This window comes from Corynebacterium provencense, from assembly GCA_900049755.1.
In the GTDB taxonomy this organism is placed as follows: Bacteria; Actinomycetota; Actinomycetes; order Mycobacteriales; family Mycobacteriaceae; genus Corynebacterium; species Corynebacterium neomassiliense.
The window spans coordinates 143,152-156,839 of the sequence record LT160592.1; the positions used below are offsets into that span (position 1 = coordinate 143,152).

Sequence of the window (13,688 nt, forward strand, 5' to 3'; positions counted from 1 at the left end):
TCACCATTCTCCCACCCCCTCGTAGTGGGTGATCTCCTTCTCGGTGATGTCGAGGACGTCGAACCGGAGGTTCTCGGTGCGCTCCCGGGGGTTTTCCGCGAGCCACCGCACGGCGGCGTGCCGCATGGCGGCCAGTTTGACCGGGGTGACCGCTTCCGCTCCCCGGCCGTAGCGGTCGTCAAGTCTCCACTTCACCTCGACGAACACCAGGGCCGGGTGGTCCGGGTCTGACTCCGGGGTCCGGAGGATGATGTCGATCTCCCCCCGTGAGGTGAAGTAGTTTCTGCAGAGCAGTTCATACCCTCGGCCGGTGAACCAGGCTGCGGCTGTGTCCTCGCCCGAGGCGCCGACCTTCCGGAGGTTACGGCTGTGCTTGGCTGTGTGATGGTCCATGTCCTGCACTGTGGCACCCGGTCCGGCGCGGCATGTCCTGCTGTCGACGGTCCCGCCTGCACCTTGTGGACAGGTCGACGCCTGTGGACAACAGCACAGGCGTGCCCTGGCCGTCCGCAACGATGTCAGACCCGTCCACCTGTATAGATTCCCCCCGACGATGCCGGTCGCGCTACCGGTACCGGTACCGTCGACAGCCGGTGAGGGCAGGCTGTCCGAAATCCGGCCCGGCAGGTAGGATGACCCGGGTCCACTGATCCCACGAAGGAGCCGTCCAGTGCCGGATACCGCACCGTCACCTGTCCGGGACAGGCAGCCCGTGTCCCTGGACAGACAGATCCGGGTACTCCTGACAGTCACCTTCATCACGGTTGTGGCACAGATGTCGCTGAGTCCCGTGATCGCCCCGCTCGCCCGCACAGTCGGACTGGCCGACTGGCAGGTCGGGGTCACCGTCAGCGCGGCGGCTCTGATGGTCGCACTGACGAGCCCGGCGTGGGGACGTCGTTCCCAGTCCGCCGGACGCCGTAGTGTCCTCACCGCCGCGCTGGCGGCTGCAGCGGTCACGACTGCCCTGTTCGCCGGGGTAGCGGTTCTCGGCACTGCCGGAATTGTCGGGGGAACCGGTCTCTTCGTGCTCTTCCTTCTCCTGCGCGGGGTACTTTTCGGCGCCTCCGTCGCCGCGGTACCGCCGACCGCGCAGGCGGCGGTCGCCGACGCCACCACCTCCGCCGACGGCAGTGTCGACAGTGATGCGAGGGTCACCGGCATGGCCCGTCTCGGCGCGGTACAGGGTGTCGGTCAGATAGCGGGCTCTGCCCTCGGGGGCCTGCTCGCCGTGTTCGGGCTGGTGGTTCCCCTCGTGACGGTACCTGTCCTGCTGGTTCTGTCGGTACTGCTCGTACGGACCAGATTGCACAGTCAGCCTCCTGCGGAGCTTGTCAGGCGTCCCCGCCCGGTGCGTCCCACGGATCGTCGCGTCCTCCCGTTCCTGGTCTGCGGCTTCGGGATGTATCTCGCGCTCGGCTTCATTCAGATCATCGTCGGATTCCTGGTCCAGGACCGCATCGGTGTCAGCGAGGACCGCGCAGGCCTGCTCACCGGACTTGCACTGCTCACCGCCGGTGCCGGGGTTGTCACCGCACAGGTACTCGTCGTGCCACGGTCAGGGTGGTCCCCCGGGAAGCTGCTGCGCGTCGGGGCGACCACCGCGGCAGCAGGTTTCGTGGTCCTCATCCCGGAAACGTCCTCCGTCCCGCTGACCACCGCGCTGCTCTACGTGGGGGTCGCTGTGGTCGCTGTGGGAATGGGAACGGCAACTCCCGGATTCACCGCCGGCGCGAGCCTCCAGGTGACACAGGCGGAACAGGGAGGCGTCGCGGGTCTGGTGACAGCCACGATGGGGCTGACGATGGTCGTCGCCCCGACTCTCGGTACCGTGCTCTACGGCGTCGGGACCTCGGTACCGGTGGCCGCGGGTGCGGCGGTCACCGCGGCGGTGGCGGTGTGCACTGTCATCAGTCCGCGGCTCAGGAACTCGGCGAAAACGGGTGGACCGTCTATTCGGGAAGCCTGAGCTCCGGCTTGTCGAGTTCCTCGATGTTGACGTCCTTGTAGGTGATGACCCGGACGTAGCGGACGAACCGGGCGGGACGGTACATGTCCCACACCCAGGCGTCGGACATCCTCACCTCGTAGTAGACCTCCCCGCCAGAGTTACGCGGTATCAGTTCCACGGCGTTGGCGAGGTAGAAGCGCCGCTCCGTCTCGACGACGTAGCTGAACTGGCTGACCACGTCGCGGTACTCCCGGTACATGGAAAGCTCGACATTGGCTTCGTAGTCTTCAAGATCCTCGGCACTCACGGTGTACGGATCACCCTTTCTGCTGCATCTGAAGCCACCGCGCATGTGCGGTCGCCACGTTCGAGTAAGTGTAACGGTGTTCCGGCGTCCCACCGAGACGACTCACCGACTCCATGTGAGCCTTCGTCCCGTACCCCTTGTGCTCCGCCAGCCCGTAGCCTGGGTAGGCCCCGTCCAGGTCGACCATCAGTCTGTCCCGCGACACTTTCGCCAGGACACTGGCCGCGGAGATGCACCGGCACACCAGGTCACCCTTGACCACCGGAAGGTGGGGGCGGGTGAATCCGTCGACTTTCATCGCGTCGGTGAGAATGTAGCCGGGGCGGTGCGTGAGCCGGGCCACCGCACGCCGCATCCCGCCGAGATTGGCGTGCTGGATACCCCAGGTGTCCACGTAGGACGCCGGAATGTGAACTACCGCGTAGTCCACGGCGACCTCGACTATCGCCCCGAACAGCTGTTCCCTCTTCACCGGACTCAGTTTCTTGGAGTCGGTGAGTCCCCGCAGGGACGGCAGTGGGCCGGGAGGCAGGATGCAGGCCGCGATCGTCACCGGTCCGCAGCAGGCACCGCGGCCCGCCTCGTCCACTCCTGCGACGGGGTCGAGACCTGCCCTGTGCACCGCCCACTCCAGTGTCCGCCCGTCCGGCATGGAGCGGACGGGAACGGCACGTACCGTCGCGGTCACCTCAGGTCACCTCTGGATGTCCGGGTCGTCGACCCCGCCGATCCTGCCCAGCGGCCACACCCGGGCCTCGACCTTGCCCACGACGTTGGCGACCGGGACGGTCCCCTGCAGTTCATCACCGACGTGGTAGCGGGAGTCACCGGAGTTCGTCCGGTTGTCGCCCATCATCCACAGGTTTCCCTCCGGAACAGTGACCGGGCCGAAGTACGCTCCGCCACAGGCGTCGGACCCTGTCATCGGGTCCACCGGATACGTCGCAGGATCCTGGATGTAGGAACTGTCGACCTGCCGACCGTCGACCATGACGCCGGGATCACCTTCGATACAGCGGACAGTCTGCCCGCCTGTCGCAATGACTCGCTTGACCAGGGTGTTCTCGTCAGGTGCGAGGATCCCGATGTAGGACAGTCCGGTCTGGATCCCCCGGGTGAGGCTGTTGTCCGAGCGTTGGGAGACGTACCTGTCATTCCAGGAGTCGGGGCCCACGAAGACCACGACGTCCCCGGGTTCCGGCGTCCTGCCGAAATCGTAGGCCAGCTTGTTGACGAAGATCCTGTCGCCGGTGCACCCCTCACAGCCGTGGAGAGTGGGCTCCATGGACTCGGAGGGGATCTGGTAGAGCCTGCCGACGAAGCTGTTGAACAGTGCCAGCAGTGCCAGGGCGATGACGAGGATGACGGGAAACTCCACCCACCAGGGGTAGGTCTTCCTCTTCCCCCGCTTCTCCTCCTCGGCACGTCGCCGGGCGGCCACTTTCTCCCTCTCGGACATGGGTCGGGTCGGCTCTCCGGGGGCGGCGTCGCTGGGGTAGGTCACACGCCGTCACTTTACCAGCCGGTGCCGGCAGTTCCCGATCTCCACAGTTCCCGGGCCACGTGTTCTCCGCCCCGGTATCCCGTGCCCCGGCTGAGCCTCCCCCGGTGCTCCCCGGATTTCCCCACCCAACTCTCCCACCCAACTCCACCACCGAACTCCACCACCGGTGGCGGGGCTGACCCGGATACGGCGAAACCCCGCCGTCGACAGTTCCGTGGGGGAACGGTACGACGGCGGGGTCTGCGGCTACCGCACGCCTGGGGCGGTGCGGGGCTAGCGGCGTTCCTTGATCTTCGCCTTCTTGCCCCGCAGGTCGCGGAGGTAGTACAGCTTGGCGCGACGGACCTTGCCGCGGCTGAGGACGTCGATGTGGTCGATGTTCGGGGAGTGCACCGGGAAGGTACGCTCCACGCCGATACCGAAGGAGACCTTGCGGACGGTGAAGGTCTCACGGATTCCGGAGTTCTGACGGCGGATGACCACGCCGCGGAACACCTGGATACGGCTCTTGGAACCCTCGATGACCTTGACGTGGACGTCAAGGGTGTCGCCGGGGCGGAAGTCCGGGATGTCGGACCGCAGCTGTGCGGCGTCGACCTTGTCGAGATAGTGCATGTGGCACTCCTAAAAGTTCATTTCGATCGGACAGAGGACCTACGTACCGCCTGTCCGGGAACCCCGTCGACGGTCAGCGCGTTCATGCCCACACCATTGAATTGTCCTTGTTGCCGGGCCGGGTCTCCGCGGACGGAGAATTTCACCGGTGAAGGTGACGTGGCACGCAACCGGTCAAGTATGCCAGTGCCGTGACCTCCCGGCCAAATCCGGGAGGACGCCGACACCTCACCACGTCACCGTCCGAAACCTGCCCGGCGCAGGGCCTCGGCCATCGACCCCGCAGCGGGCCCGCCGGTCCTGTCGCCGCCACGGCTGTCTCTGCCGCCACGGCCGCCGCGACCTTTCCTGCCGCTGTCTCCGTTGCCGCCGCGACCACCGGAACCGTGACCCGCACCGCGCTCCCCGCGCTGTCGGGGACCTGCTGCTGACTTTCCGCCGTGGCCCCGTCCTCTTCCATCTGCGGAGCCGCCCGCAGAAGCTCCGGCCGGACCGGGTTCGTCGTTGAGGCGTAGAGACAGACCGATACGCTGACGTTCCACGTCAACGTCCATGACCTTCACCTTGACCACCTGACCCGAGTGCACCACCTCGTGCGGGTCCCTGACGAACCTGTCCGACATCGCCGACACGTGCACCAGCCCGTCCTGGTGCACCCCGACGTCGACGAACGCTCCGAATGCGGCGACGTTGGTCACCGTTCCCTCCAGGATCATGCCCGGGACCAGGTCGGAGACCTTCTCGATGCCCTCAGCCAGGGTGGCGGTCCGGAACTCGGGTCGCGGGTCCCGTCCCGGCTTGTCCAGTTCGGCGAGAACATCGGTGACCGTCGGTACACCGAAAGTCCCGTCGGCGAAGTCTTCCGGCCGCAGTGAGGACAGCACCCTCGAATTGCCGATCAGGTCGGTGACCTCCACTCCGGTGGTGGAGGTGATCCTGCGGACCAGCGGATATGCCTCGGGGTGAACGGCAGATGCATCGAGCGGGTCCTCTGCCCCGTGGATACGCAGGAATCCGGCGCACTGCTGGAAGGCCTTCGGGCCGAGCCTCGCGACATCCAGCAACTGTCTGCGTGAGATGAACGCTCCGTGCGCCTCACGGTGCCTCACGATGTTCTCCGCCAGGGTGGGGCTGACACCGGCCACCCGGCGCAGCAGTGGTGCCGAAGCGGTGTTGACGTCGACCCCCACCGAGTTCACGGCGTCCTCGACGACAGAGTCGAGACTTTCGGCGAGCATCGCCTGGTTGACGTCGTGCTGGTACTGTCCCACACCTATCGACCGGGGGTCGATCTTCACCAGTTCCGCCAACGGGTCCTGCAGGCGGCGTGCGATCGAGACTGCTCCCCGCAGGGCGACATCCATGTCAGGGAACTCCTCCGCGGCGAGTTCGGATGCGGAGTACACGGATGCACCGGCCTCGGAGACGACGACGGGGGTCGGCCGGTGGCCGGTGGCGGCGAGGACCTTCTCCGCGGTCTCCCTGGCCAGTTTCTCGGTCTCGCGTGAGGCGGTGCCGTTGCCGACCGCCATGAGGTCCACCCGGTGTGCGGCGCACAATCTGGCAAGGGCGCCCACCGACTCCTCCCACCGGTTCCTGGGTTCGTGCGGGTAGATGACCACTGTGTCCAGGACTTTTCCGGTGGGGTCCACGACAGCGCATTTGACGCCGTGGGCATATCCGGGGTCAAGGCCCAGCGTGGCCCGCTGTCCCGCCGGAGCGGCGAGCAGCAGGTCCCTCAGGTTCCGGGCGAAGACATCCACGGCCGCGGCGTCGGCCCTCTCCTTCAGTCGCATCCGTACATCCACTCCTGTGGAGACCTGGAGCCTGGTGCGCCATCCGAAGCGGACGCATTCCGCCCGGAACCTGTCCGCGGCGTCACCCCGGGGTTCCAGGCCCCTGGCCGAGGCGATCATCGACTGGTAGACGGCGTCCTCCCCCGGGTCAAGGGTCAGCTGGAGGATTCCCTCGTTCTCTCCGCGGAGCAGTGCCAGAACCCTGTGGGAGGGAAGGTCGGTGAAAGGTTCGGAGAACTCGAAGTAGTCACGGTACTTCTGGGCTTCCTTCGAGTTCTCCCTGCCTTCGACGACGCCGGCGGACATGGAGCCGGTGGTGTAGAACCTCTCCCTGACCTCACCGACGAGGTCGGCGTCCGTGGAGATCTCCTCGAGCACTATCGCCCTGGCACCGGTGAGGACCGCCTTGGGGTCGGCGAATCCTTCGGTGACATAGGACGCCGCGAGCTCGGCAGGGTCCGTGGTGCAGTCCGACAGCAGACTCTCCACGAGTGGTTCCAGCCCTGCTTCACGAGCGACGGTGGCACGGGTACGACGGGTGGACTTGAACGGAAGGTACAGGTCTTCGAGACGGGCCTTGGTCTCGCAGGCGAGAATCCGCCCGCGCAGTTCTTCGGTGAGTTTGCCCTGCTCCTCCACCGCGGCGAGGACGACCGCCTTGCGGGCACCGAGTTCGCGCAGGTAGGTCAACCTGGTTTCGAGGGTGCGGAGCTGGGCGTCGTCGAGCCCGCCGGTGACCTCCTTACGGTAACGGGCGATGAAGGGCACGGTGTTGCCCTCGTCGAGCAGTGCGACGGTGGAGGCGACCTGAGTCTCCGCCACTCCGAGTTCGCGGGCTATCACCTCTGTCACAGGTGTCCCTGCGGTCGCTGCGGTCAACTGTCCGTTGTTCTCACGTACGGTCATTCGCAATATCGTAGCCGGACCCGGTGGCGGGTCTGCAGCCGCCGGCACCACCCGCCGGCGACACCCGCCGGCGACACCGGACCGGGGGCCCGGGAGGTGGGTCGGCGGCCCGGGCGCCGCGGGACGTTGGAGGCGGTCTCTCAGACAGGTCACCGACCGCCTCATCCGCCGCTCTGTCGACCACAGTGCCGAGACGGTGCACCGTCAGCACCAGCCCCGGGCCCTGCCGATCGGGCGTGTGATCCGCAGAACTGGTCCGGGGAACTCCGCGCATCCAGTCGAGCACCTCTTTCTCGACAACCTGGTCGATGTGCAGGCTCCGGCCGTTCTCCGGTTCAGGGAGCCCTGCACCGCTTGATGCACCGCTTTCTGCACCGTCAACTGTGCCTCCTTCTGTTCCGCCATGGCAGATGCCGTGGTGGCCGGCATCGATCCTGGCCCTCACCCCGGGGTGCCGGTCAAGACGACGCCATACAGTGTCGAAATGGTCGATCGTCATTCTTCCGTCCTGCAGTGCCTCGGCGAACAGGACCGGCATCCGCCAGGACAGTTCAGTGGTGTGACGGAAACGGGCCAGATAGGCGGCTCCCCGCGTCCGCACCGCCTCATCCACCGCACACCGTTCGGCGTACGGCCGACCTCTCAGATCAATGTCCGCCAGGCGCAGCTCGGCCCGGTGGAGCGGATAGACAGTCATCTCCCCCACCACCGAGCTGCTCCGCACCTCCCCGTACAACACCGGTCATACACCCCCTCCTGCTTGCTCAGACCCCCACGTGTCTGCTCCGGACATTCCGGACGCCCTGGCACGGACTCTATCGCCTGCAACGACGGCCGGACCCCGGCACCGGGCACAGAACACCGGACAGCTGTGGACAACTCCGCGGTTGTGGACCACGGGTCTGCCCGGGGCCGTGGCGTCCCCCAACCCGCCGATCAGTGCCCCACGCCACCCTGTGTCGACGGCTGCGCCCCGTCATCCCCGACCACCGTCGCCGGATCACGCCATGGCTCCGCCCCTTCCAGGGACGCCAGGACACGACGGTCCTCTCCACCCAACTCACCTGCCCTGTCGCAGGCGTCGACAAGCTCGGGTCGGACGGACAGTGTCCGGTGCAGTGACTGGTCCCTGCGCCACCTGTCCACCCGTCCGTGGTCACCGGAAGTGAGGATCTCCGGAACCTCCAGCCCACGCCAGATCCGCGGTTTCGTGTAGCAGGGCCCCTCGAGCAGCCCGTCCTGGAATGAATCCTCCTCGTGGCTGACACGGTTACCCAGCACTCCCGGAATGAGGCGCACCACCGCCTCCGTCATGACCAGGACCGCCACTTCACCGCCGATGAGCACGTAGTCTCCCAGAGACACCTCCTCGACCCGGTAGCGCCGGGCAGCGTCGGTGAAGACCCGCTGGTCGATACCCTCATAGCGTCCGCACGCGAAGACCAGCCGGTCCTCCTCCGCCCACCGCCGGGCGGTCTCCTGGGTAAAGGGTTTTCCGGCGGGCGTCGGGACGATGAGCAACGGCAGATCGCCGGCGTCCCCCGCGGCAGCACCGTCTGACCGTTCGACGGTCGCACCGTCTGACCGTTCGACGGTCGTACCGTCTGACCGTTCGACGGTCGCTTCCTGTCTGCCCGCCCTCAGCCCGGAACGGACATGCGGTGACGCCGTCTCCAGCAGAGGATCATCCGCAGCCGGTCCGGTCAGTGCCGCGACATCGTCGAGCGCGGGGCCCCACACTTCAGGTCTCATCACCATCCCGGGACCACCACCGAACGGGGTGTCGTCGACGGACCTGTGCACGTCGTGGGCCCACTCCCTGAGATCGTGGACACCCACACGGAGTATCCCCCGCTCAATCGCCCTGCCCAGGAGCGCATGCCGTAGCGGATCAAGGTAACCGGGGAAAATGGTGACGACGTCGATGCGCATTACTCAGATCCTAGCGGGGCTCACTCCAGCTCGAGCAGTCCCTCCGGCGGAGTGACAACCAGGGCCCCGTTGTCCGTGTCCACGATCGGCACGATCTCGCGACGGAACGGGACCAGGACCGTGGAGCCGGCGGTGGGAAGCGCGGCGTCCTGATCGACGGCGACTTCCAGCAGCGTCCCTGCCGGACCGTGGGTGACCCCGGTGACCTCGCCGATGTCCACCGGTTCCGGCTCGGCCCCCTCATAGGCCCGGGCGTTGGCGGTCGCGGCGTCCACCGGTCCGCAGTTCAGGACGCGCAGACCCTCAAGTTCGTGGTCGTAGTACGCGTCGTCGTCGCCGTCGAAGACGGGGGGCGCGAAGAAACGCAGTCCACGCAGTGACTCCGCGGCTGTCCGGTCGGTGATCTCCTCCACCGTCACGAGCAGGCGGTTCTGGTGGGGTCGGACGGAGCGGACGGTGAGGGTGACCTCCCGCCCCGCCCTGCCGGCGCCCCCCTGGCGTCCGGTCAGGACCGTGCCCACGGCGAATCGGTGGGACGGGTCGTCGGTGGTGGGGTCGACCACCAGTTCCCCACGCACCCCGTGAGGCTTGATGACCCGTCCGATCTGCAGTTCTGTCATGTCCTACAGACTAGATGACGCCCTGGGCGATCATCGCGTCGGCGACCTTCTTGAACCCGGCGATGTTGGCGCCGACAACGTAGTCGCCCTCCACCCCGTATTCGGCGGCGGTGGACGCCGCGTTCTTGAAGATCTTGCGCATGATGTTCTGGAGACGCTTGTCGGTGTACTCGAAGGTCCAGGAGTCCCGGGACGCGTTCTGCTGCATCTCCAGCGCCGAAGTTGCCACACCTCCGGCGTTGGCTGCTTTGCCGGGGGCGAAATCGATGTGGCGCTTGTGGAACACCCGGACTGCATCATGGGTACAGGGCATGTTCGCGCCTTCGGTCACGTACTTCACACCGTTGTCCGCCAGCAGTTTCGCGGACTCGTCGTCCAGTTCGTTCTGCGTGGCGCAGGGCAGTGCGACATCCGCCTCGAGCTCCCAGATGTTCCCTCCCTTGTGGAAGGTCGCCCCCGTGGCCTCCTTCGCGTAGTCGGAGACCCGCAGACGGCGTACCTCCTTGACGTCCTTGAGCAGTTCGACGTCGACTCCGTCGGGCGTGGACACGTAGCCGGAGGAGTCGGAGAAGCCCACGACAGTGGCCCCGAGCTCCTGGGCTTTCTCGATGGCGTAGATCGCGACGTTTCCGGACCCGGACACGATCACGCGTGCCCCGTGGAGGCGCTCCCCGCGTGCCGCCATCATCTCCTGGGTGAAGTAGACGCACCCGTAGCCGGTGGCCTCGGTGCGCACCAGCGATCCGCCCCACTGAAGACCTTTACCGGTCAGGGTGCCCGACTCATGGCGCCCGGTCATCCGGCGGTACTGGCCGAACAGGTAGCCGATCTCACGGCCGCCGACCCCGATGTCCCCCGCCGGAACATCGGTCTTGTCCCCGATATGCCGGTGGAGTTCAGTCATGAACGACTGGCAGAACCGCATGACCTCCAGTTCACTGCGGCCTTTGGGATCGAAGTCGGAGCCACCCTTTCCGCCTCCGATGGGCAGACCGGTCAGTGAATTCTTGAAGATCTGCTCGAATCCGAGGAACTTGATGATACCGAGGTTCACGGAGGGGTGGAACCGCAGACCACCTTTGTACGGTCCGAGAACTGAATTGAACTGGACACGGAATCCGCGGTTGACGTGGACCTGTCCGTCGTCGCCGATCCACGGGACCCGGAAGATGATCTGCCGCTCCGGCTCCGCGAGACGTTCGATGAGGCCGAGGTCGGTGTAGTGGGGATCCTGGCGGAGGACGTAGCGGAGGCTGTCCAGAACTTCCGCGACCGCCTGGTGGAACTCCGGCTCCCCCGCATTGCGCTGCAGAATCTTCTCGTAGTAGCCCTTGACTGTGGAATCGACGTCCATCGCTCTCCTAAGGTGCGTAACAGGTACGTAACATTGGAACCTGTTCAGTTTACAGTGAGGGCACTACGTGCGTAACACGTCTGCAATATCCGGAGCATTGATTTACCTGTCCGTAATACTGGTTCCACAGTGTGAGATGACGGGGGTGGGCAGCGGCACCGGACCGGGGGAGGGACGCCGGATCCCTTAACATTCGCGCGTCCGACGGTGGTCACCGGTGCCGTGTCCTCCCGGTCTTCCCACGGATCAGCCCGGGCATGAAGAAACCCCACCGTCGCAGCACTGCTGCGGTGGTGGGGTCACGTACCGAACCTCATGTCGGCCCGGGGAACTACGCCGGAAGAACCGAGAGAAGAGGTCGGGGGCGGCGGAGAAACTACTCCGCAGACTCCTCGGCGGGAGCGTCAGCCTCTGCAGCGTCCGCAGCCTCGGCCTCTTCGGCGGCCTTGGCCTCGGCAGCTGCCTTGGCCTCACGCTTCTTGGTGGTGATGGCCTCCGCAGTGGGGCCGTCGGCGGCCTCAGCCAGGGCGGCGTTGAAGAGATCGAGCTTCGACGGCTTCGGCTCTGCGACGCGCAGGGTACCCTCGGCACCGTCGATGCCCTTGTACTTCTGCCAGTCACCGGTGACCTTCAGCAGTGCGAGGACGGGCTCGGTCGGCTGGGCACCGACGGAAAGCCAGTGCTGCGCACGCTCAGAGTCGATACGGATCACCGAGGGGTCGGCCTTCGGCTCGTAGATGCCGATGTTCTCGATCACCTTGCCGTCACGGCGGGTACGGGCGTCGGCGACGACGACACGGTAGTGGGGGGTCCGGATCTTACCGAGACGCTGGAGCTTGATCTTGACGGCCATGACTGGTCCTCTTTCTGTTGACGGTCACCGGGCAGTTCAGACACCCGGTGCCCTCTCAGAGGCACCGGGCCGGTTCAACCCTTGGATTTATCCTGCGCGTGACCACCGGCCGACCGTGGTCGGTGACGGTGTTACGCAGACCGTCAAACGATACCCGACAGGTCGCCGTCCGGACAAACCGTCGGACACTCCGGCTCACTTGCCACCGAAGTTGAGCTTTCCAAGGTCGATGTTCTCGAAGCCGGGCGGCATCTGCTGCTGCATCTTCTGCAGGTCGGCCATCGACGGCATCGCCTGGGGCATGCCGGCCCCCGGCAACCCCTGCGGCAAACCGGCGGCACCGGGCATCCCCTGGGGGAGCCGGTTCTGGCCGCCGCCCTTCTTCGCCGGCTTCCGCTTACCGTTCTTGCCCTTGCGGCCCTTCGGCTTCTTCTTCGTCGCCGAACGGTTCATTCCGCCCATCCCGAACTGTCCTGCCATCCGGCCCATCATCTTCTTCGCCTCGAAGAAACGGTTGACCAGCTGGTTGACCTCCGAGACGGAGACACCCGACCCGTTGGCGATACGCTTACGCCGTGACGCGTTGAGGATGTCCGGGTTCTGCCTCTCCGCCGGGGTCATGCCCCGGATGATGGCCTGGATCCGGTCGAGCTGCTTCTCGTCGACGTTGTCCGCCATCTGGCTCATCTGCTTGCCGCCGGGCAGCATCTTGAGCACATTGCCCAGCGGGCCCATCCGCCGGATCATCATCATCTGTTCGAGGAAGTCCTCCAGGGTGAGCTCCCCGGATGCCATACGCTCGGCCGCGGTCTGGGCCTTCTGCTGGTCCATGACCTGTTCGGCCTGCTCGATGAGGGTGAGCACGTCACCCATTCCGAGGATCCGGTTGGCCATGCGGTCAGGGTGGAAAACGTCGAAGTCGTCGAGCTTCTCCCCTGTCGAGGCGAAGAGGATCGGCTTGCCGGTGACCTCCCGGATCGACAGTGCCGCGCCACCGCGGGCGTCACCGTCGAGTTTGGTGAGGACGACACCGGTGAAGTCCACACCGTCGCGGAAAGCCTCTGCGGTGGTGACGGCGTCCTGGCCGATCATGGCGTCGATGACGAAGAGGACTTCGTCGGGGTTGACCGCGTCGCGGATGTTGCGCGCCTGGGTCATCAGTTCTTCATCGATGCCCAGACGGCCTGCTGTGTCGATGATGACCACGTCGTGCTTCGTCCGACGGGCTTCCTCGATACCGGCCCTGGCCACCGCCACCGGGTCACCGTGGCTGGTGCCCATCTCATGGTCGAGGGAGTCGAGGGAGGTTCCCGGGTCGGGTGCGAAGGTCTCGACCCCGGCCCGTTCCCCGACGATCTGAAGCTGCTGGACGGCACCGGGCCGCTGGAGGTCACAGGCCACGAGCATCGGCGTGTGGCCCTGTTTGACGAGGTGCCGGGCCAGCTTGCCGGCCAGGGTGGTCTTACCTGCACCCTGCAGGCCGGCGAGCATGATGACGGTGGGCGGGGTCTTCGCCAGGTTCAGCCGGCGGGTCTCACCTCCGAGGATCTCCTTGAGTTCCTCGTCGACAATCTTGATGACCTGCTGGGCGGGGTTGAGTGCCTCGGAGACGACGACACCGTTGGCCCTGTCCTTGACGCGTCTGATGAATCCGCGGACGACCGGGAGGGAGACGTCCGCCTCCAGCAGCGCCAACCGGATCTCCCTGGCTGTGGCGTTGATGTCGGCTTCGGTGAGCCGCCCTTTGTCCCGCAACCCCTTGAGGGCGCCGGTGAGACGGTCGGACAAGGACTCAAACACTGTGGAACTTCTCCCTGCAGGTTACGGACGACACGTGACCCCACCACACT

General features: G+C 66.1%; 13 protein-coding genes. 1 reads left to right on the plus strand and 12 read right to left on the minus strand.

The window, feature by feature from the left end; genetic code table 11:
• Positions 1-393, minus strand: coding sequence for a YraN family protein (locus BN3906_RS00670; protein ID WP_066585682.1), 393 nt, complete (start codon positions 391-393; stop codon positions 1-3).
• Positions 394-670: 277 nt separating this feature from the next.
• Here BN3906_RS00670 and BN3906_RS00675 point away from each other — a divergent pair, with 277 nt between their 5' ends.
• Positions 671-1,969, plus strand: a complete 1,299-nt coding sequence (locus BN3906_RS00675; RefSeq protein ID WP_066582978.1) for an MFS transporter — start codon at positions 671-673, stop codon at positions 1,967-1,969.
• On the opposite strand, the gene BN3906_RS00680 is transcribed toward BN3906_RS00675, so the two are convergent.
• The 11 genes from BN3906_RS00680 to ffh all read right to left on the minus strand — a co-directional run bounded on the left by BN3906_RS00680 (position 1,953) and on the right by ffh (position 13,638).
• Positions 1,953-2,258 carry a DUF2469 domain-containing protein gene (locus tag BN3906_RS00680; RefSeq protein WP_066582981.1) on the minus strand — a complete coding sequence of 102 codons (306 nt, stop codon included), beginning with the start codon at positions 2,256-2,258 and terminating at the stop codon, positions 1,953-1,955. The genes BN3906_RS00675 and BN3906_RS00680 overlap by 17 nt on opposite strands.
• 10 nt (positions 2,259-2,268) lie before the next feature.
• Positions 2,269-2,910 carry a ribonuclease HII gene (locus tag BN3906_RS00685; RefSeq protein WP_130841177.1) on the minus strand — a complete coding sequence of 214 codons (642 nt, stop codon included), beginning with the start codon at positions 2,908-2,910 and terminating at the stop codon, positions 2,269-2,271.
• A gap of 42 nt (positions 2,911-2,952) precedes the next feature.
• Entirely contained in the window at positions 2,953-3,717 is a 765-nt protein-coding gene (gene lepB / locus BN3906_RS00690) for a signal peptidase I (RefSeq protein ID WP_066582988.1), read from the minus strand.
• Positions 3,718-4,035: 318 nt separating this feature from the next.
• Positions 4,036-4,377, minus strand: a complete 342-nt coding sequence (gene rplS, locus BN3906_RS00695) for a 50S ribosomal protein L19 (RefSeq protein WP_066582990.1) — start codon at positions 4,375-4,377, stop codon at positions 4,036-4,038.
• A 236-nt stretch (positions 4,378-4,613) separates the two neighbouring features.
• Complete coding sequence (locus BN3906_RS00700) at positions 4,614-7,079, minus strand: Tex family protein (protein WP_066582992.1); 2,466 nt, start codon at positions 7,077-7,079, stop codon at positions 4,614-4,616.
• Positions 7,066-7,776 (minus strand): hypothetical protein, encoded by a 711-nt coding sequence (locus BN3906_RS00705; RefSeq protein WP_147592679.1) that lies wholly within the window; start codon positions 7,774-7,776, stop codon positions 7,066-7,068. Before BN3906_RS00705 ends, BN3906_RS00700 begins: the two co-directional genes overlap by 14 nt.
• A gap of 239 nt (positions 7,777-8,015) precedes the next feature.
• A complete protein-coding gene (trmD, locus tag BN3906_RS00710) occupies positions 8,016-9,011 on the minus strand; it encodes a tRNA (guanosine(37)-N1)-methyltransferase TrmD (protein ID WP_066583000.1) in 996 nt (331 codons plus the stop codon).
• Positions 9,012-9,031: 20 nt separating this feature from the next.
• The gene (gene rimM / locus BN3906_RS00715; RefSeq protein WP_066583001.1) at positions 9,032-9,631 is read right to left on the minus strand and encodes a ribosome maturation factor RimM; all 600 of its coding nucleotides are present in this window, start codon (positions 9,629-9,631) and stop codon (positions 9,032-9,034) included.
• 10 nt (positions 9,632-9,641) lie between these two features.
• Positions 9,642-10,985, minus strand: coding sequence for an NADP-specific glutamate dehydrogenase (gene gdhA, locus BN3906_RS00720; RefSeq protein WP_066583004.1), 1,344 nt, complete (start codon positions 10,983-10,985; stop codon positions 9,642-9,644).
• A gap of 376 nt (positions 10,986-11,361) precedes the next feature.
• Positions 11,362-11,838, minus strand: coding sequence for a 30S ribosomal protein S16 (gene rpsP, locus BN3906_RS00725; RefSeq protein ID WP_066583005.1), 477 nt, complete (start codon positions 11,836-11,838; stop codon positions 11,362-11,364).
• Between the two features lie 195 nt (positions 11,839-12,033).
• Complete coding sequence (ffh, locus tag BN3906_RS00730) at positions 12,034-13,638, minus strand: signal recognition particle protein (RefSeq protein WP_066583006.1); 1,605 nt, start codon at positions 13,636-13,638, stop codon at positions 12,034-12,036.
• Between the last annotated feature and the right edge of the window lie 50 nt (positions 13,639-13,688).